The sequence below is a fragment of the Methylomagnum ishizawai genome (assembly GCF_019670005.1).
Lineage (GTDB): Bacteria > Pseudomonadota > Gammaproteobacteria > Methylococcales > Methylococcaceae > Methylomagnum > Methylomagnum ishizawai.
This window is the reverse complement of sequence record NZ_AP019783.1, coordinates 3,568,849-3,588,267: the sequence shown is the minus strand read 5'-3', so window position 1 is coordinate 3,588,267 and position 19,419 is coordinate 3,568,849. Positions and strand designations below refer to the sequence as shown.

The following is a 19,419-nucleotide window of genomic DNA, read 5'->3' as shown; positions in this document are numbered from 1 at the left end:
GGTCTGTGGTGAAACGGCATGGAACCGGATGATACAACAAAAAACCCGCAAAGCCTTACGCTGTGCGGGTTTCCGGTACGCCAAGGGATGGCGTGAAATCAAGATGTGGCGGAGAGAGAGGGATTCGAACCCTCGATACGCTATTAACGTATACACACTTTCCAGGCGTGCTCCTTAAACCACTCGGACATCTCTCCAAGAGCCGCGCATTATAGGGGAAGTCGGCGTGGCTGTCAGCCCTTTAAGCTTGGGGACGGTGAATTTTTTCGCCCGTCCCCGGCGCGGGGTGTTTAGGTGCTTTCGTCCAACAGGTTCCATTCCATCTGTTCGAGCAATCGGTCCTTCTCGTCCTGGCATTCCGCCGCGCCCTTGCCCGCTTTCTTCAAGCAGGCTTGATAGGCTTTGCGCAAGGCGTCCTCCTTGGCATCGTAATCATTCTTATTGGCGTTCTTCGTGGGGACCGCGCAGCCCGATATCAGAATCAGCGCGATGACTAAGCCAACGGTTCTTTGCATATTTATTCTCCTGATCGATCCTGGCCCCTCGGGCCGGGCTTGGTTTCCCGAAAAACTTCTACCTCTTTCGACATCCAGCCATGGGCTGGTCGGCAAAATGACCCACCATTATCGGGTTCTAATGTTAAAACGTAGTGATGGTCCCGGCATCGCCAGCCAGGAACAGCCAATTTTCCACCACCGTATCGGGGTTCAGGGACAGGCTGCCGATGCCTTCCCGCAAGAGCCACAGCGCCAAATCGGGATGGTCCGACGGGCCTTGCCCGCAGATGCCAATGTACTTGCCGCGCCTGCGGCAGGTTTGGATGGCCATCCGCAGCAGGGCTTTCACCGCCGGGTTGCGCTCGTCGAAGCCGCCCGCCACCAGCCCGGAATCGCGGTCGATGCCCAGGGTCAACTGGGTCAGGTCGTTGGAGCCGATGGAAAAGCCGTCGAAGATATCCAGGAACTCATCGGCCAGCAGCGGGTTGGAGGGAATCTCGCACATCATGATCCATTCGAGGCCATCCACCCCGCGCGGCAGGCCGAAGCGCTCCAACAATTCCGCCACGCCCCGCGCCTCGTCCAGGGTCCGCACGAAGGGAATCATCACCTGTACGTTGGTTAGGCCCATGGCCTCGCGGACCTTTTTCAAGGCCCGGCATTCCAGTTCGAAGCAATCCCGGAAGGCGTCGGCCACATAGCGCGAAGCGCCGCGGAAGCCGATCATCGGGTTTTCTTCCTTGGGTTCGTAGCGCCCGCCGCCCAGCAGGTTGGCGTATTCGTTGGTCTTGAAGTCGGAGGTGCGGACGATCACCGGCTTGGGCGCGAAGGCGGCGGCGAGGGTGGCGATGCCTTCGGCCAGTTTGTCCACGTAGAAGCCCACGGGGTCGGCGTAGCCCGCGATGCGCTCCTGGATGGCGGCTTGCAGTTCCGGGGTTTGTTGGTCGAATTCGAGCAGGGCTTTGGGGTGGATGCCGATGGTGCGGGCGATGACGAACTCGATCCGCGCCAGCCCCACGCCGTCGTTGGGGAGGGCGGCGAAGGCGAAAGCGCGTTCGGGGCTGCCCACGTTCATCATCAGCTTGAGCGGCAGGTCGGGCATCCGGTCCAGGTCGATGCGGTCCACCGCGTAGGGCAGTTTCCCGGCGTAGACATAGCCGGTGTCGCCTTCGGCACAGGAGACCGTGACCTCAGTGTCCGCCGGGATGGCGCGGGTGGCGTCGCCGCAGCCGACCACCGCCGGGATGCCGAGTTCGCGGGCGATGATCGCGGCGTGACACGTCCTACCCCCCCGATTGGTCACGATGGCGCTGGCCTTCTTCATGATCGGTTCCCAGTCGGGGTCGGTCATGTCCGTCACCAGCACATCGCCGGGCCGGACCTCGTCCATCTGCGCCACGCTGTGGATCACCCTGGCCGCGCCCGCGCCGATCTTGTGGCCGACGCTGCGGCCCTGGGCCAATACCTCGCCCTGGCCTTGCAGCCGGTAGCGCTCGATCTCGTGGCGGACGCGGCTTTGCACGGTTTCGGGCCGGGCCTGGACGATGTACAAACCGCCGTCCAGCCCATCCTTGGCCCATTCGATATCCATGGGGCGGCCATAATGCCGTTCGATGACGACCGCCAGCCGGGCTAGTTGCTCGGCCTCGGCGTCGGTGAGGGAGAAGCGCCGCCTTTCTTCCATGGCCGTGTCGAGGGTGGCGACGGCCCGTTCCGGGTCGTACACCATCTTCACGCCCTTCTTGCCCAGGGATTTGCGGATCACCGCCGTCTTGCCCGCCGCCAGCGCGGGTTTGTAGACATAGAATTCGTCGGGATCGACCGCGCCCTGCACCACCAATTCCCCGAGGCCATAGGCCGAGGTGATGAACACCGCGTCGCGGAAGCCGGATTCGGTGTCGAGGGTGAACATCACCCCGCTGGCCGCGAGGTCGCTGCGCACCATGCGCTGCACCCCGGCGGACAACAGCACTTTGCGATGCTCGAAGCCCTGGTGTTCGCGGTAGGCGATGGCCCGATCGTTGAACAGCGAGGCGAACACCCGCTTGACCGCCCGCAACACGGCGTCGAGTCCCTCGACGTTGAGATAGGTTTCTTGTTGGCCGGCGAAGGAGGCGTCGGGCAGGTCTTCCGCCGTGGCGGAGGAGCGCACCGCCACCGAGAACCCTGGGCCGGAACGGGCGGCGAGTTCGGCGTAGGCGGCGGCGATGGCCTGTTCCAGGCCGGGCGGGAAGGGCGCGGCTTCGATCCATTGCCGGATCGCGGCCCCGGTGCGGGCGAGGGCGGCGACATCGGCGATATCGAGGCGGGCCAATTCGGCCCAGATGCGTTCGTCCAGGCCGTCCTGGGCCAGGAAATCGCGGTAGGCCGCCGCCGTGGTGGCGAAACCGCCGGGCACCGCGACCCCGGCGGCGGCGAGATGGCCGATCATTTCGCCCAGGGAGGCATTCTTGCCGCCGACCAGGGGCACGTCGTGGATGCCGAGTTCTTGGAACCCGCGGAGATAGGTGTTCATGGCTGGGCACTCCTGTGATGATGGGGAGCGGGGACGGCGCGGACCCCGGCTTCCCAACCGCCCCGCGATTCGTGCGCCGTGGCTGGATGGGCCGAACACCCCAAGTTTATACGGGAAAGGAGGAGTGTGAGACCTGAGACCTGAGGCGTGGGCCCCGGAACCTCAAGCCTTCAACCCCGTCCCGCGCCGCAACAGCACCAAGGCCCACAGCAACAGCGCCAATATGGCCGCGGTCACGATCAGGAATCCCGTCTCGATATCCACGTCGCTCACCCCCAGGAAGCCGTAGCGGAACACGCTGACCATGTACAGGATGGGATTCCCCAGCGAAACCGTCCGCCAAATCCCCGGCAGCAGGTCCACCGAATAGAACACCCCGCCCAGGTAGACCAAGGGTGTCAGCACGAAATTGGGCACGATGGAAATATCGTCGAAGCTGTTGGCATAGACGGCGTTGACGAAACCGGCCAGCGAGAACAAGGCCGCGGTCAGCAGGAACATCCCCGCCACGATCTCGGGATGCAGCATCGGCACCGGGCTGAAAAACATCCCGATACCGCCCACCACGCTCCCCACCGCGACGCCCCGCGCCACCCCGCCACCCACATAGCCGGCCAGGATCACCCAACTCGACACGGGTGAAACCAAGAGTTCCTCGATATTGCGCTGGAATTTGGTGGAATAGAACGAAGCCACCACATTGCCATAGGCGTTGGTGACCACCGACATCAGGACCACGCCGGGCATGATGTAGTCCATATAGGAAATCCCCTGCATCGGCCCGACCCGCGAGCCGATCAAGGTGCCGAAGATCAGGAAATACAGCGAGGTGGTGATGGCGGCCGGGAGGATGGTTTGCGGCCAGATGCGCACGAAGCGGTAAATCTCCCGGAACAGGATGGTTTGCAGGGCGATGAGTTGCAGCATGGTGGATCAGCGGGCGGGGGGATTGCGTTGGGTTTCGACCAGGTCGATGAATAGCTGCTCTAGCCGGTTGGCGGCGTTGCGCAGGGCGACGACTTCGATGCCCAGGGCCGAGAGGTTGCGGAACAGGCCATGGATGCCGAGTTCGGTGGGGACGGCGGCGTTCAGGGTGCGCTCGTCGCTGAGTTCCAGCCGGTAGCCGTCGATCTCGGGCACGACTTCCAGGGGTTGGGCCAGTTCCAGGATGTAATGGTTGATGTGGAGCCGGGCCAGGAGGTCGTCCATCCGGCTGTGTTCGACGATGCGTCCATGGTTGATGATGGCGATGTGGCGGCAGAGGTTTTCCGCCTCTTCCAGATAATGCGTGGTCAGGATGATGGTGGTGCCTTCCTTGTTGATCTTGCGCAGGAATTCCCACATCGAGCGGCGGATTTCGAGGTCCACCCCGGCGGTGGGTTCGTCCAGGATCAGGAGTTTGGGGGTATGCACCAGGGCGCGGGCGATCATCAGGCGCCGTTTCATGCCGCCCGAGAGGTTGCGCGACACGGTGTCGCGCTTGTCCCACAGCGACAACTGGCGCAGGCATTCCTCGGCCCGGCGCAGGGCCTCCGGGCGGCGGATGCCGTAATAGCCGGCCTGGTTGACCACGATGCTCATGACCTTCTCGAACTGGTTGAAGTTGACCTCCTGCGGCACCAGCCCGATGCAGCGCTTGGCGGCTTCCTTGTCGCGGTCGAGGTCGTGGCCGAAGATCGAGACCTGGCCCGAGGTTTTGTTCACCAGGGAGCTGAGGATGCCGATGGTGGTGGATTTGCCCGCGCCGTTGGGTCCGAGCAGGGCGAAGAAATCGCCCGCCTCGACCTCCAGGTCGATGCCCTTCAAGGCTTCGAGTCCGTTCTGGTAGGTCTTGCGCAGGGCGTGGATGGAGATGGCGGTCATCGCGGTTGTTGTTGTCCTGTTTTTTTAGGGAAAATGGCGGAACCCCCGCGCCCGGAACCTGGGTTCCCATGGCCGCAACCCTGGCGTTGCCGCCATCGGGACCGACCCTCTAGAGTCCAGGGCTTGCTTTGGACGCCTGCTTTGGATTCCAGCCGGGCCGCCGCGGCGGCCTTGGATCGAGGCGGCGCGTCCCTGCGGGCGAGCGATTTTAGCAAATCCCGCTTTCCGTTCGGCCCTTTCCACCCCCGGTGCCTGCCATGAACTTTGCCCCCGAGAACCTTCCCTCCCAAGTCGCCGCCGTGGACCTGGGTTCCAATAGTTTCCATATGATCGTCGCCGAGGTCCGCGCCAACGAATTGGTGATGGTGGACCGCCTGCGGGAAATGGTGCGTTTAGGCGCGGGACTCACGCCGCAGCGCAGCCTGACCCCCGAGGTCCAGCAACGGGCCTTGGCCTGTGTCGAGCGTTTCGGCCAGCGCCTGCGGGCGATGCCCCCCGGCTGTGTGCGGGCCGTGGGTACCAACACCTTGCGCGAGGCCCGCAACGCCGGGGCGTTCCTGGTCGCGGCGGAGCGGGCCTTGGGCCATCCCATCGAAATCATTTCCGGCATCGAGGAGGCGCGTTTGATCTACCAGGGCGTGGCGCAAAGCCTCGCGCCCGATGGCAAGCGCCGCTTGGTGATGGATATCGGTGGCGGCAGCACCGAATACATCATCGGCATCGACAAGACCCCGCTGCAGAAGGAAAGCCTCAGGATGGGCTGCGTTTCCATGAGCCTGGAGCATTTTCCCGATGGCAAGGTCACGGCCAAGCGTTTCAAGAAGGCGGTGATCGCGGCCCAGCGCGAATTGGAGCCGTTCGAGCATCTGTTCCGCAAAGGCGCCTGGGACGAGGCGGTGGGGGCTTCGGGCACGCTGCGGGCGGTGCATAAGCTCCTGGTCGGGCGGGCTTGGAGCAAGGGCGGGATCGGGACGGGCGAACTCCACACCTTGGTGGACGCCATGCTCGCCGCCGGCAAGGTGGACAAGGCGCAATTCGCCGATGTGGACCCCGACCGCTATCTGAGCCTGCCGGGCGGCTTGGCGATCCTGTACGCGACCTTCAAGAGCCTGGACATCGCCCATATGCGGGTGTCGGACGGGGCTTTGCGCGAGGGTTTGCTGTACGACCTGCTGGGCCGCATCCACCACGACGATATCCGGGGCCGCACGGTCATGGCCCTGGCCAAGCGCTACCACATCGACCTGGACCACGCGGGCCGGGTCCAGAAAACCTTGGGCCGGTTCCTGGAGCAACTGCCATTCGCGGGGCCCATCGACCGCGAGACCGCCGCGCAATGGCTGGATTGGGCCGCGACCCTGTACGAAATCGGCTTGGACATCGCCCATAGCGGTTATCACAAGCACGGTGCCTATGTCCTGGAAAACGCCGATTTGCCGGGTTTTTCGCGGCAGGACCAATTGTTGCTGGCGACCTTGGTGCGGCTGCACCGGCGCAAATTCCAGCCCAAGCTCATCAAAGACTTGAACCCGCCCTGGAACGAGGCGGCGCAACCCCTGGCCTTGTTGCTGCGGCTCGCCATCGTCCTCCACCGCAGCCGCCACGCCGCCGAATTGCCGGATATCCGCATCGCCCTGGGCGGTGCCCGGATCGATCTCAGATTCCCGCCGGGCTGGCTGGACGAGCATCCCCTGACCGTGGCCGACCTGGAACAGGAGGCGGCGTATCTGGGGGCGGCGGAGATCGAGTTGACGTTTTTGTGAAGGCGGTTCCGGCGTTAGAACTTCACGAAGTTGGAACCGGCGGCATGGGCCGCTTGCCTTGCGGGTGGCTGGGTTGTGGGGCGGGTACGGCCCGATTCGCCGCCAACGGCGGTGGCCGACGGAGTCCTGTGGCTGTGCTGGAATTCGCCGATTTTGAAGGCGCTCATCAGCCGCTGTAATTGCTCGGCCTGTTGGTTCATTTCCTCGGAGGTCGCGGCCAGTTCCTCGGAGGCGGCGGCGTTCTGCTGGGTGACTTGGTTGAGTTGTATCATGGCGTTGTTGATCTGGTTCGCGCCCACCGATTGCTCCGTCGAGGAGGCGCTGATTTCCTGGACCAGTTCGGAAGTCTTGGCGATATTGGGCACGATTTCCTCCAAGAGCTTGCCCGCCTGCTCCGCCAGGGCCACGCTGCTGCCGGCCAGTTCGCTGATTTCCCCCGCCGCCACCTGGCTGCGCTCGGCGAGCTTCCTGACTTCCGCCGCCACCACCGCGAAGCCCTTGCCGTGGTCCCCGGCGCGGGCCGCCTCGATGGCGGCATTGAGGGCGAGCAGGTTGGTCTGGTAGGCGATGTCGTCGATGATGCCGATCTTGCCGGCGATCTTTTTCATCGCCGCCACCGTCGCGGTCACGGCCTGTCCGCCTTCCACGGCTTGTTGGGCGACCTTGGTGGCCATGTTGTCGGTCACCTTGGCGTTGTCGGTGTTCTGCTCGATGGTGGCGCTCATCTCCTCCACCGAGGAGGTGGTTTCCTCGACGCTGGCCGCTTGCTCGGTGGACGCCTGGGATAGGTTTTGCGCGGTGCTGTTGACCTGGGTGGCGGCCTCGCCCAGGATTTGGGTGGCGGTATGCACATCGCCGATGGTCTGGACCAACATGCCGGACATGCGCTTCATCGCCGCGATCACGCTATCGTTATCCCCCGCCCGGAGTTTGATATCCATGGACAAGTCGCCGGTCGCGATCTTGTTGGCGATCTCGACCGCCAGGGCGGGTTCGCCGCCCAGTTGCCCGAGCAGTTGCCGGCTGATGAGCCAGCTTGTTCCGCCGATGATGGCGATGAGCGCCAAGGCGATGGCGATGGATAGATAGGTCGCGCTGCGTTGAATGTCGATGGCAGTGTTTGTGGCGTTCTGGGCCAGTTCGGCGTTGTAATCGAATTCGGTCTGCACCGCCACCAGGAGCTTTTGCACCGAGGGCATCAATTGCTCGCGCACCGCCGTTTCGGCCTCCTTGGTGCGGTTTTGCTTGGAAAGTTCGAAAACCTTCAGGCGCTGGACGTCGTATTCCGCCAGCAAAGCCTTGAATTTGTCGAACATCCGCTGTTCTTTTTCATCCGACATGCAGGTGGAGCCATCGCAGGCGTCGGTGACATAGTGCCGCATGGCCTCCTCCAATTGGGTCCGCGATTCCTCGATGATCGGTTCGATGGCCCGCATCCCCGCCTCGTCGGTCACGATGACATGGAATAGGGAGCGTTCGCGCAGGTCGGCTAGGTGCTTTCCCATCTCGAAGAAGCTCCGGTAGGTGGGGACGGTATTGACGGCGGCGTAGCTGGCCGCTGTGAAAACCCGTCCGATTTGGATATAGCCAACACCGGCCAGGGTGGCCAGGCCCACGATGGCCGCCAGGGACAGCAGCATTAATCGTTGTGAAACCGTCATAAGGGGATACCTCTTGATCGATGGCTCCGAGTGGGAAAGCCGTTTTTCGCGTGTATTAAAGCGCGGGATAAGGGGTTGGCCTGGGGGCGGCGGACCGTGCCGGACGCGGCCTGTCCGTGAAATATAGTGCCTTTTCGGCGAAGGGGGGCCGGGCGGGCATTCCCGCCCCGCGTTAGAATATCCGCCGTTCCACCACCCGCCCCGCCCATGCAGCAAGACCACCTCCGTGTCACCGACCTCACCATGGCCTATGGCGATTTCGTGGTGATGCGCGGCATCGATTTCACGGTGCGGCGCGGCGAAATCTTCATCGTCATGGGCGGCAGCGGCTGCGGTAAAAGCACCTTGCTGCGCCATCTCATCGGCCTGCAACCCCCGACCGAAGGCAGCGTCGAGTTCGACGGCCACGACCTGTGGCGGGCCGGTCCCGCCCAGCGCGATCGCTTGCTGCGGCGCATGGGCATCCTCTACCAGAGCGGGGCGCTGTGGAGTTCCATGACCCTGGCCGAGAACGTCGCCCTGCCCCTGGCCGGGCATACCGATTTGTCGCCCCAGGATATCGCCGAGTTGGTGTCCTTGAAGCTGGCCCTGGTGGGGTTGGCCGGATTCGAGGACTTCTATCCCGCCGAACTCAGCGGCGGCATGAAGAAACGCGCCGCCCTGGCCCGCGCCATGGCCCTGGACCCGGAAATCCTGTTCTTCGACGAGCCTTCCGCCGGGCTGGACCCTTTGAGCGCGAAGCGGCTGGACGACTTGATCCTCCACCTCCGCGATAGCCTGGGCAGCACCGTGGTCATCGTCACCCACGAGCTCGCCAGCATCCTGGGCGTGGGCACCGATTCCATCTTCCTCGACGCCGACACCAAGACCATCCTGGCCCAGGGCCATCCCCGCGACCTCCTGGCCCATTGCCCGCATCCCGCCGTGCGGGATTTCCTGACCCGCGGCGAATCGCTATCCTGCCCGGCATGAATAAAACTCAATTGATCGGCTTGTTCGTGCTGGGGGCCGCGATCCTGGCCATCGCCCTGGTGCTGATCTTCGGGCGCGGCAGTTTCTTTTCCCACAGCCAGAAATACGTGGCCTATTTCCAAGGCTCGGTGAATGGGCTCAATGTCGGGGCTTGGGTGAAGCTCAAGGGCGTGCCCATAGGCCGGGTCACCGATATCCGGGTGCAATACGACACCCAGAACCACCGGGTGTTGACCCCGGTGGTCGCCGAGATCGATCTGGGCAAGGTCTCGGATGTCCGCGGCAACCATTGGCCCGGCCACGCGCCCGGCCTGGCCGAGTTGGTCGACCGGGGCTTGCGGGCGCGGTTGTCCATGCAAAGCCTGGTGACGGCGCAACTGTATGTGGATGTGGATTTCTACCCGGACCGGCCCGCCCGTTTGCTCGGGGCCGACGACCAGGGCCTCCCCGAGATTCCGACCATCGCGTCCGACAAGGATGAAATCGAGGACACGGTGCGGGGCACCCTGGCCCAGGTGAAGGAACTGCCCTTGAAGGAAACCTTCGCCGCCACCTTGGCGGCGGTGCGGCGTATCGAGCATTTGCTGTCCTTGCCGGAAACCCAGGCCGGCATCGCCAACCTCAACCGGACCCTGGTGGAACTCCAGCGGACCATCGGCCATTTGGATGGCAAGATCGATGGCGTCGCCGCCAACCTCAACGGTACGCTCAAGGACGGCCAAGCCCTGGCCCGCAACCTCAACCAACGGGTGGTGCCCTTGTCCGCCGCCACCGAGCGGACGCTGGAGGCTTTGACCCAAACCCTGGTGCGGGCGCAGGGGACGCTGGCGACGGTGGAGGATTTGACGGGCCGGGATTCGGCGGCGGAGAACGCCCTGCGCGAAGTGGCGGCGGCGGCGCGGTCGCTCCGGGTGTTGGCCGATAGCCTGGAGCGCAACCCGGAACTGTTGCTCTACGGCAGGAAGGCCGGGAAATAGGCGGGGCGCGGGCTGCGCCGGGAGCTTGCGCCCCCGGCATGGGTGGGAATCAGAGCGTCTTCAGGTATTCGATCAAGGCCATGGCCCCGGCCTTGTCCTGCGACCAATCCAGCCGGTAGGTCTTGTTGCCGTCCACGATATCCTTGTCGTGGCCTTGGTTGGACAGCGCCGGGAACGCCCCGGTATCGAAGCGATAGCCTTCGCCGGGTTTTTCGGCATCCCACGCGAAGCCGCCGAGTTTCTGGTCGTAATCGAGGCGGCTTTTCACGAACGCCTTGGGCCGTTCCGACGGCACCAGCAGATGGTAGAGCGTCGGCACCGAGCCATTGTGCAGATAGGGCGCTTGCGCCCAGACCCCGCCCAAGGGCAGGGCGTTGTAGCCATCCTGGGTCTTGGGGTCGAGCATCGCCAGATATTGCTTATCCTCCAACGACACGCCGTCGAACTTGGCGCAGGGTTTGACCTGGGTGCCCTCCGGCGGCAGCACCACCTCCTTGCCGGTCGGGCACAGGGTGGTGAAGCTGGTGCGGGCGCTGGCGGCGATGGCTTCGCTCACCACCCTGGCCCGGCCCAGGTCGGTGCCCAGGGCGTAGACCTTGCCGTTATGCGGCTTGTGGCACTCGGCGCAGTTGTCTTGGAACAGCGCCTTGCCCTTTTGCGCCAGCGCCAAATCCACCGCGAACGGATACACCGGGGCCGGCAAGCCCGCCAGCAAATCCTCGGCGAAGGCTCCCACCCGGACATCGGTATCGGCCCCGAGCCCGATGGTGAGTTCGGCGGCCAGGTTGCGGTAGATGGGAATGGGGATGTTGCCGTTCCATTGCCCGCCGCCGTCCACCAATTGGCTATGGTCGGCGTTCCAATGCGCCCGGCGCTTGCCCTGTTCCCACACCACCATGAAATCGGTCAGGCCGGGGCTGGGCGGCAATTCCAGGTCGGGGTTCACCGGCTGGCCCTGGGCCTTGCGGGCGGCGTAGGCGAAGGAGGTGCTGATGCCGGTGGCGTCGGCCATGCCGCCGAAGCCCTGCACCATCGGTCCCTCGAAACCCCGGTAGTTCTTCGCCAACAGGTCTTGGTAGGCGGCCAGTTCCAGGCCGGCGATGGTCATGAACTTGCCGACGATGGCCGGGGCGTCGCGCTTGAACAGCTCGATTTGTTTTTGCTCATAGGCCGCGTCGAAGCGGCGGCCCGCGAAGCTGTAGTTTTTATAGAAATAATGGGGATCGGCGGCGTGGACCCGGTCCAGGGCGGCGAGGAAGGCGGCGGTGGCGCGGCGGACCTTGTCCTCCGGGCCGCTGGCGCCCGCCGTCGCCTTGTCCAGGGTCTTGACGACCCGCACCCGGTATTGCGCCAGATTGAACTGGGTGTTCACGCCGCCGTCGAGGTAGCGGTAGCCGCCATCTTCCAGGCGTACCCGGCCAATATGGCAGCCGCCGCAGGTGAACGAGGCATAATCCACCGCGCCCTGGGCGTCGTCGCGGGCCAGGCCGGTCCAGCCGATGCCCAGCGCAATGGGATAGCCCGGATTGCGCCCGTCGCGGAACAGGCCCATCGCTTCCAGGAAGTTGTCCTTGCCGCCCCATTGCTCGGGCGCGAGTTCCGGGAGCAGTTTGAGGACGAGGAAGGGCACGCCGCTGTTCAGCCCGAAGGGGAAATCGGCGAACCAGCGATAGGCGACTTGTTGGCTGGCGAGGTAGGCGTCCGCCGCCTTCAGGCGGGCGTCTTGTTGTTGCCGCCACTCGTCGTGGCAGGCGGGCGGGGCGGTGGGGTCGGGCATGGGGGATACGGGATAACCGGCCTGGGCGGTCGTAGCCACCCAAAAGGCCAGGGCGGCGGCGAGGGTGGCGGGTTTGTTCTTATGCATGGGGTTTCCTCCTCCGGGAGTGCGGGGTTGGGAATGGCGCTGCGATTCCACCGGATGTTTCTGTCCGCCGCGTCGCTGTCGATTGGACGGGGCGCGGCGGGTGGTCGGGTGTTGGGGAAGGGTGGGCGTGGCGGCTTTTGGGAGGGGATGCCACGCTTTCTGGCCATTCGGTGTCGGCGTCCGAGTGACGCGGGTCTTAGGCTAGCGCCATTTTCCGGTCATGGCTATAGCGAACCGATACTATTTGGCTTTTAAATTGACAGGCGCGGCGGAGGCGGACAGGGCGATAACGGAGCAAGCGTATCGTGGACGGCAAGGTCCGCCCCGGAATGATGCGCTTGTGGGGGTGGGGTCCGGTCATGGCGGAATGGCCGGGATATGGTGGGAAGGTCCGGGGCGCTGTCCGGCGGCGCGCCCCGGCTTGGGCGGGCCGCTTCAGTCCGTGTCGACCGGCGTATCGTCCCGTCCGCCCCATTCGGTCCAGGAACCGTCGTACACCGCCGCGTCATCGTTCCCCAGGCAATAAAGCCCCAAGGCCAACACCGAGGCCGTGACGCCCGTGCCGCAGGTCGCGACCACCGGCTTGTACGGGTCCACGCCCGCATCCCGGAATTCCCGTTCCAGCGCGTCGGCGGGTTTGAGGCGGTGCGTGGCCGCGTCGATCAGGTGCTTGAAGAACAGGTTGCGGCTGCCGGGGATATGGCCGGAGCGCAAGCCCGCCCTGGGTTCCGGCTCGGTGCCCGCGTAGCGTCCGGGCGAGCGGGCGTCGAGGATTTGCGCGGTGGGGTCGCCGAGCAAGCCGCGCATTTCCTCCAGGCCGCGCACCCAACCGGGATGGAAACTCGCGGCGAACTCCCGCGGCGGGGCCGCCACCGGGCCGGCGGCCAGGGGCAAACCCAATGCCCGCCAGCGGGCCAAGCCGCCATCCAGCACCCGGACCCGCTCATGCCCGAACACCCGGAAAGTCCACCACACCCGCGCCGAGGCCATGAAGCTGTTGTGGTCGTAGGCCACGACCAGGGTTTCCGGGCCGATGCCCAGCGCCCCGGCCGCCTGGGCGAAGAAGTCCGGCGCGGGCAGCATATGGGGTAGGGGGGAGGCGTGGTCGGCGATGGCGTCGATATCGAAGAAACCCGCGCCGGGCAGGTGGGCGGCGAGGTATTCCTGGTGGGCGTCGCGGCCTTGGTTGGGCAGGAAGAAGCTGGCGTCCAGCACCACGAGGCCGGGGTCGTCGAGGTGGGCGGCGAGCCATTCGGCGTCGATCAAGGGGGTTGCCGTCGTGTGCATTTTGAATCCTCCGGGGTTGGGGTGGAACCGGGTCGGTTGCTAACCGCCCTACGTCAGCAACTCCACCATGATCCGCTCATAGATCGCCGATAAGGTTTCGATATCGGCCACCGGCACATGTTCGTTGATCTTGTGGATGCTACCGTTCAGCGGGCCGAGTTCCACCACCTGCGCCCCGGTCGGGGCCACGAAGCGGCCATCCGAAGTGCCGCCGCCGGTATCGGGCCGCGCCCGGTATCCCACCACGCTTTCCAGCGCCGTCTGCACGGCTTCGACCAACTCGGTGCGGGTGGTCAGGAACGGCACCCCGGATAGCCGCCACGCCAGTTGGTAGCGGAGGCCGTGGCGGTCCAGGATGGCCTCGGTCCTCGCTTTAAGCTCGGCTTCGGTCGAGGCGGTCGAAAAGCGGAAGTTGAACAGGAGTTCCAGCCGTCCGGGGATGACGTTATCGGCCCCGGTGCCGGAATGGAGGTTGGAAATCTGGAAGCTGGTGGGCGGGAAGAATTCGTTGCCCTGGTCCCAGACCTCGGCGCAGAGTTCGGCCAGGGCGGGCGCGGCGCGGTGGATGGGATTGTCGGCCTTCTCGGGATAGGCCACATGGCCCTGGGTGCCTAGCACGGTCAGGTTGCCGCACAGGGAGCCGCGCCGTCCGACCCGGATGACATCGCCCAGCCGGTCGAAGCTGGACGGTTCGCCGATGACACACCAATCGATCTGCTCGCCCCGCGCCGCGAAAGTCTCCATCACCTTGACCACGCCATCGGTGGCCGCGCCTTCCTCGTCGCTGGTCATCAGGAGGGCCACCGAACCTTGGTGTTGCGGGTGGTTTTCGGCGAAGCGGGCCAGGGCGGTGGTCATCGCCGCCACGCCGCTTTTCATGTCGGCGGCGCCGCGCCCGTACAGCATCCCGTCGCGGAACGCCGGCTCGAACGGCGGCGATTGCCAATCGCTTAGAGGGCCGGGCGGCACCACATCGGTATGGCCCAGGAATACCAGCAAGGGTCGGGCCGTGCCCCGGCGTAGCCAGAGGTTGCGGGTCTGGCCGGCATCGAGTTGCTCGCGGACGAAGCCGTGGGGTTCCAGGTGGGCGGCGAGGAGGTCCATGCAGCCGGCATCCTCGGGTGTGACCGAGGGCAGGCGGATCAAGGCGGCGGTGAGGGCTACGGTGTCGGTCATAGGTTTTCGAGGTAGTGGGCGGGAGAGAAGCCGATCAACAGGGTTTCGCCACGGCTGAGGACCGGGCGTTTGATGAGGGCGGGATGGTCCAGCATCAGGCGCAGGGCTTTATCGGCGTCGAGGTCGGCGCGGTCGGCTTCGGTCAGGCCGCGCCAGGTGGTGCCGCGCCGGTTGAGCAGGGCTTCCCAGCCCAGGGCGTCGGCCCAGCGTTGGAGCAGCGCCGGGTCCAGGCCATCGGCGCGGAAATCGTGGAAACGGTGGGTCAGTCCTTGGCCGTCCAGCCAGGCGCGGGCCTTGCGGCAGGTGTCGCAATGGCGGAGTCCGTACAGGGTCATCATGTGGGCTTCAGAGTTCGAGGTTGTCGAGGCGGGAAATGCGCGGTTCCTTGCGGCCCGTGGATTCGGTCACGTAAAGGGGTTCCTTGCGCACGGCCTGGGCGATGGTCTCGCGGATGTCGTGTTCGTCGTAGAGCGGCCCGGCCTCGAACCCGACCAGGGGCAGTCCCGCCGCGTGGCAGATCGATTTCAACGGATCGGGACCGGTCGCGGCGGGATTGCGTTCCCGCAGTTGCACCGCGCAGACCACGGCGAGGTCGGCCGGGTCGCACAGCACGAAGGCGAAGCGTCCGTCCCGGATATCCTCGAATTCCCGCGGCGCGTCCTGGCGCGATGGCGTGCCGCGCGGCGATACCACATCGCCCACCCGGATGGGTCCGAATACCGCGTAATCCCCGCCCACCGCCTGTTTCAGGCTGGCGTGGAATAGCCGTTCCTCGGGGGAAAACAGGAAATCGCGCCTTTGGTAGCCGGTCCGTTGGGGTTTGCCGCCGCCGGACAGGAGGGCGCGGACGGCGAAAAATACGGAAACGGCCAGGACGATCCCGCCAATAATCAACCAATTCATGGAAATACGCTGGGGGTGGGGAAGGGGGGATTATACCCAAAGGGGCGGGTTCCTTTGGGTATGGAACCCCGTCCCCGGTGGGAGCGGGTCAATCGTCGTCCACGATGAAAATCTTGTCGCTGCGCGGGGCGTATTTGTCCACGCTGCCTTCCTCGCCCAGTTTGATCATCAGGCGCACCTCGTTCTTGGAGTCCGCCGAATTCAGTGCGTCCTCGTAGGTGATCTTGCCGCTCTTATAGAGATCGTACAGGCATTGGTCGAAGGTCTGCATCCCGTGCTGGCGGGATTGTTTCATCAGCTCCTTGAGCTTGTGGATTTCGCCCTTGCGGATGTGGTCGGCGGCCAGGGGCGTGTTGATGAGGATTTCGATGGCGGGATAACGGCCCTTGCCATCGGCGCGGCGGATGAGCTGCTGGGCGATGACGGCCTTGAGGTTCATCGACAAGTCCATATACAGCTGCGAATACATGTCTTCCGGGAAGAAATGCAGAATTCGGTCGAGGGCTTGGTTGGCGTTGTTGGCGTGCAGGGTGGAGAGGCAGAGATGGCCGGTCTCGGCGAAGGCGATGGCGTGCTGCATGGTCTCGCGGGTGCGGATTTCGCCGATCAGGATCACGTCGGGGGCTTGGCGGAGGGTGTTCTTGAGCGCGACTTCGTAGGATTCGGTGTCGAGGCCGACCTCGCGCTGGGTCACGATGCAACCGGCATGGGGATGGACGAATTCCAAGGGGTCTTCGATGGTGATGATATGGCCGGTGGAATTCTCGTTGCGGTATTTGATGAGGGCGGCGAGCGAGGTGGATTTGCCGGTGCCGGTCGCGCCCACGAACAGGATCAGGCCGCGCTTGGTCATCGCCAGTTCGTTGAGGACCGGCGGCAGGTGCAAATCCTCCACCGTGGGGATATGGGTTTCGATCCGGCGCAGCACCATCCCGGCGGCGTCGCGCTGCATGAAGGCGCTGACCCGGAACCGGCCCAGCCCTTCCGCCGAGATCGCGAAGTTGCATTCCTTGGTGTTCTCGAACTCGTCGCGCTGGCGTTGGTTCATCACGCTCAGCACCAGTTGGTAGGCCTGGTCCTTGGATAGTTTGGCGTTGGAGATCGGTTGTAGCTGGCCGTCGATCTTGAGGCAGGGTTCCTTGTTGGTGGTGATGAAGAGGTCCGACGCTTTCTTGTGCGTCATCAGCATCAGCAGGGTATCGAAATCCATGGCCATGGCGGAACCTCCGGGCGGGGATTAGAAATTGGCTTTGTTGACGGCTTTGGTGCGGGCGATCTGGCGCGAGATGAGGCCTTTTTCCACCAGTTCCAGCAGGTGTTGATCCAGGGTTTGCATCCCGTCCTTGCGGCTGGTTTGGATGGTGGAATACATCTGGGCCACTTTGTCCTCGCGGATCAGGTTGCGGATGGCGGGGGTGCCGACCATGATTTCCCAGGCCGCCGTGCGGCCACCGCCGTTCTTTTTGAGGAGCGCCTGGGTGATGACGGCTTGCAGCGATTCCGACAGCATGGAACGGACGATGCCTTTCTCGGCGGCGGGGAACACGTCGATGATACGGTCGATGGTCTTGGCGGCGGAACTGGTGTGCAGGGTGCCGAACACCAAATGCCCGGTTTCGGCGGCGGTCAGGGCCAGACGGATGGTTTCGAGGTCGCGCATTTCGCCGACCAGGATCACGTCGGGGTCTTCGCGCAGGGCCGAGCGCAAGGCTTCGTTGAAGCCCAGGGTATCGCGGTGGACCTCGCGTTGGTTGATAAGGCATTTCTTGCTGGGATGCACGAATTCGATGGGGTCTTCGACGGTCAGGATGTGGGAATAGTCGTTGGAATTGATGTAGTCGATCATGGCGGCCAGGGTGGTGGATTTGCCCGAGCCGGTGGGGCCGGTCACGACGATCAGGCCGCGCGGATGGCGGGTCACGTCCTGGAAGAATTTGGGGCAGCTCAGTTCTTCCAGGGTCAGGATTTTCGAGGGGATGGTACGGAACACGGCGGCGGCACCGCGCTCCTGGTTGAAGGCGTTGACACGGAAACGGGCCACGCCGGGTAGCTCGAAGGAAAAGTCGGTTTCCAGGAATTCTTCATAATCGCGGCGCTGTTTGTCGTTCATGATGTCGTAGACCAGCGCGTGGACTTCCTTGTGGTCCAGGGCCGGGACGTTGATGCGGCGGATATCGCCGTCCACGCGGATCATGGGGGGGAGTCCCGCCGACAAGTGGAGGTCGGAGGCGTTGTTCTTGACGGAAAAGGCAAGGAGTTCGGCGATATCCATGGGGAGTCCGGGGGCGGGTTATGGTTGTGAAACAGCGGGTTAGCGGATAACCTTGGGCATCGTTCCATTATAGACAAAGCCGCGCTTGGACATGACGGGTTCGCTAGCACAGAGATTGGAAGCCTTGAGGGCACGGATACACAGGGCCGAACGTACCGCCGGACGGGAGGCGGGGTCGGTGCGCTTGATCGCGGTGGGCAAAACCCAGCCGCCGGAAGCCTTGATCGCCGCCTATGGCTTGGGCCTGCGCGAATTCGGCGAGAATTATCTGCAAGAGGCCGGGGCCAAGCAGGACCGGCTGGCGCATTTCGATATTGGCTGGCATTTCATCGGTCCCCTGCAATCCAACAAAACCCGGCCCATCGCCGCCCGCTTCGCCTGGGTGCATGGCGTGGACCGGCTCAAGATCGCCCAGCGCCTCAGCGAGCAGCGCCCCGCGGGAATGCCGCCCTTGAACATCTGCCTCCAGGTCAACGTCAGCGGCGAGGCCAGTAAATCCGGTGTTTCCCCCGAAGAACTACCCGAATTGGCGGCGGCGGTCGCGGCCTTGCCCCGCTTGCGGCTGCGCGGCTTGATGGCGATTCCGGCCCCGACCGACGCCGTGGAAGCCCAGCGGGCGGCGTTCCGGGCGGTGCGGCGGGCGTTCGAGGGCTTGTCCCGGTATGGCCTGGATACCTTGTCGATGGGCATGTCGGAGGACTTGGAAGCCGCCGTGTTGGAAGGGGCCACCTTGGTCCGTATCGGCACGGCTTTGTTCGGTGCGCGTCCTCCCAAGGCTTAGGTTTCACCGGGACGTACCCGCCTGCGCTAGAATAGCGGGCGATCAGTACCAGAGAAGAACGCAATGAAGCAACAAATCTTAGGCTTTATCGGTGCCGGGAACATGGCGGGCAGCCTGATCGGCGGCTTGGTTTCGGATGGCTTCGCGCCCGGCAATATCTGGGTTTCGGATGTGGACGCGGCGAAGCTCAAGGATTTGGAAAGCCGTTTCGGCGTGCATACCAGCCAGGATAACCAAGTGGTGGCCGGACAGGCCCAGGTCGTCGTGCTGGCGGTGAAGCCGCAAACCCTGCAAACGGTCGCCACCGGATTGGCCGCGACGGTGCAGCAGCGGCAGCCCTTGGTGGTGAGCATCGCGGCGGGCGTCAGCGAAGCCGCGCTCGAACGCTGGCTGGGCGGCGAGGTGGCGCTGGTGCGCTGTATGCCCAATACCCCGGCCCTGGTCAAAACCGGGGCCACCGCCCTGCACGGCAACGCCCGCATCACCGAAGCGCAAAAGAGCCAGGCCGAGGCCATCATGCGCTCGGTGGGCTTGGCGGTATGGGTGGAGCGGGAAGACCTGCTGGATGCCGTCACCGCCTTGTCGGGCAGCGGCCCGGCTTATTTCTTCCTGATGATGGAAGCCATGGAAGCCGCCGCCATCGCGCTGGGGCTGGACCAAGCCACCGCCCGCTTGCTGACCCAGCAGACCGGGCTTGGAGCCGCACGCATCGCCATCGAATCGGAGGAACCGCCCGCCGAACTCCGCCAGCGGGTGACTTCCCCCGGCGGGACCACGGAACGGGCCATCCAGGTGTTCGAGGCCGGTGGTTTGCACGGACTGGTCGAGCAAGCCATGCGGGCGGCCAGCGAACGGGCCGCCGAGCTATCGCGGCAATTGGGGGGTTAG

The 19,419-nt window shown here is 64.6% G+C and carries 17 protein-coding genes and 1 tRNA gene; 5 read left to right on the top strand and 13 right to left on the bottom strand.

The window, feature by feature from the left end; translation table 11 throughout:
• Window positions 1–106: 106 nt before the first annotated feature.
• The 5 genes from K5658_RS16340 to K5658_RS16320 form a co-directional block, all read right to left on the bottom strand.
• Window positions 107–197 (bottom strand) — tRNA-Ser (locus tag K5658_RS16340).
• A 93-nt stretch (window positions 198–290) separates the two neighbouring features.
• Window positions 291–515 carry a hypothetical protein gene (locus K5658_RS16335; protein WP_221064160.1) on the bottom strand — a complete coding sequence of 75 codons (225 nt, stop codon included), beginning with the start codon at window positions 513–515 and terminating at the stop codon, window positions 291–293.
• 124 nt (window positions 516–639) lie between these two features.
• The gene (gene ppsA / locus K5658_RS16330; RefSeq protein WP_221064159.1) at window positions 640–3,012 is read right to left on the bottom strand and encodes a phosphoenolpyruvate synthase; all 2,373 of its coding nucleotides are present in this window, start codon (window positions 3,010–3,012) and stop codon (window positions 640–642) included.
• A gap of 162 nt (window positions 3,013–3,174) precedes the next feature.
• Window positions 3,175–3,939, bottom strand: coding sequence for an ABC transporter permease (locus tag K5658_RS16325; protein WP_221064158.1), 765 nt, complete (start codon window positions 3,937–3,939; stop codon window positions 3,175–3,177).
• A 6-nt stretch (window positions 3,940–3,945) separates the two neighbouring features.
• Window positions 3,946–4,875 carry an ABC transporter ATP-binding protein gene (locus K5658_RS16320; protein ID WP_221064157.1) on the bottom strand — a complete coding sequence of 310 codons (930 nt, stop codon included), beginning with the start codon at window positions 4,873–4,875 and terminating at the stop codon, window positions 3,946–3,948.
• 257 nt (window positions 4,876–5,132) lie between these two features.
• On the opposite strand from K5658_RS16320, the gene K5658_RS16315 reads away from it, so the two are divergent.
• Window positions 5,133–6,638, top strand: a complete 1,506-nt coding sequence (locus K5658_RS16315; protein WP_246628466.1) for a Ppx/GppA phosphatase family protein — start codon at window positions 5,133–5,135, stop codon at window positions 6,636–6,638.
• Between the two features lie 14 nt (window positions 6,639–6,652).
• Here K5658_RS16315 and K5658_RS16310 read toward each other — a convergent pair whose 3' ends face one another.
• Window positions 6,653–8,299, bottom strand: coding sequence for a HAMP domain-containing methyl-accepting chemotaxis protein (locus K5658_RS16310; RefSeq protein WP_246628465.1), 1,647 nt, complete (start codon window positions 8,297–8,299; stop codon window positions 6,653–6,655).
• Window positions 8,300–8,506: 207 nt separating this feature from the next.
• Here K5658_RS16310 and K5658_RS16305 point away from each other — a divergent pair, with 207 nt between their 5' ends.
• Together K5658_RS16305 and K5658_RS16300 are read left to right on the top strand one after the other, a co-directional pair.
• Window positions 8,507–9,271, top strand: a complete 765-nt coding sequence (locus K5658_RS16305; RefSeq protein ID WP_221064156.1) for an ABC transporter ATP-binding protein — start codon at window positions 8,507–8,509, stop codon at window positions 9,269–9,271.
• Window positions 9,268–10,248 carry an MlaD family protein gene (locus tag K5658_RS16300; protein WP_221064155.1) on the top strand — a complete coding sequence of 327 codons (981 nt, stop codon included), beginning with the start codon at window positions 9,268–9,270 and terminating at the stop codon, window positions 10,246–10,248. The genes K5658_RS16305 and K5658_RS16300 overlap by 4 nt, the downstream gene beginning before the upstream one ends.
• Window positions 10,249–10,297: 49 nt before the next feature.
• On the opposite strand, the gene K5658_RS16295 is transcribed toward K5658_RS16300, so the two are convergent.
• From K5658_RS16295 to K5658_RS16265, 7 genes are all read right to left on the bottom strand, one after another.
• Window positions 10,298–12,112: a c-type cytochrome gene (locus K5658_RS16295; RefSeq protein ID WP_246628464.1), complete on the bottom strand. Its 1,815-nt coding sequence runs from the start codon at window positions 12,110–12,112 to the stop codon at window positions 10,298–10,300.
• 435 nt (window positions 12,113–12,547) lie between these two features.
• The gene (gene sseA, locus K5658_RS16290; RefSeq protein ID WP_221064154.1) at window positions 12,548–13,399 is read right to left on the bottom strand and encodes a 3-mercaptopyruvate sulfurtransferase; all 852 of its coding nucleotides are present in this window, start codon (window positions 13,397–13,399) and stop codon (window positions 12,548–12,550) included.
• Between the two features lie 48 nt (window positions 13,400–13,447).
• The gene (dapE, locus tag K5658_RS16285; RefSeq protein ID WP_221064153.1) at window positions 13,448–14,575 is read right to left on the bottom strand and encodes a succinyl-diaminopimelate desuccinylase; all 1,128 of its coding nucleotides are present in this window, start codon (window positions 14,573–14,575) and stop codon (window positions 13,448–13,450) included.
• Window positions 14,572–14,913 (bottom strand): ArsC family reductase, encoded by a 342-nt coding sequence (locus K5658_RS16280; RefSeq protein WP_221064152.1) that lies wholly within the window; start codon window positions 14,911–14,913, stop codon window positions 14,572–14,574. The genes dapE and K5658_RS16280 overlap by 4 nt, the downstream gene beginning before the upstream one ends.
• 7 nt (window positions 14,914–14,920) lie before the next feature.
• Window positions 14,921–15,478 carry a DUF2726 domain-containing protein gene (locus K5658_RS16275; protein ID WP_221064151.1) on the bottom strand — a complete coding sequence of 186 codons (558 nt, stop codon included), beginning with the start codon at window positions 15,476–15,478 and terminating at the stop codon, window positions 14,921–14,923.
• Between the two features lie 88 nt (window positions 15,479–15,566).
• Window positions 15,567–16,688 (bottom strand): PilT/PilU family type 4a pilus ATPase, encoded by a 1,122-nt coding sequence (locus K5658_RS16270; protein ID WP_221067000.1) that lies wholly within the window; start codon window positions 16,686–16,688, stop codon window positions 15,567–15,569.
• Between the two features lie 27 nt (window positions 16,689–16,715).
• Window positions 16,716–17,750: a type IV pilus twitching motility protein PilT gene (locus K5658_RS16265; protein WP_221064150.1), complete on the bottom strand. Its 1,035-nt coding sequence runs from the start codon at window positions 17,748–17,750 to the stop codon at window positions 16,716–16,718.
• A 91-nt stretch (window positions 17,751–17,841) separates the two neighbouring features.
• On the opposite strand from K5658_RS16265, the gene K5658_RS16260 reads away from it, so the two are divergent.
• Together K5658_RS16260 and proC are read left to right on the top strand one after the other, a co-directional pair.
• Window positions 17,842–18,531 (top strand): YggS family pyridoxal phosphate-dependent enzyme, encoded by a 690-nt coding sequence (locus tag K5658_RS16260; protein WP_221064149.1) that lies wholly within the window; start codon window positions 17,842–17,844, stop codon window positions 18,529–18,531.
• Window positions 18,532–18,594: 63 nt separating this feature from the next.
• Window positions 18,595–19,419 (top strand): pyrroline-5-carboxylate reductase, encoded by an 825-nt coding sequence (gene proC, locus K5658_RS16255; protein ID WP_221064148.1) that lies wholly within the window; start codon window positions 18,595–18,597, stop codon window positions 19,417–19,419.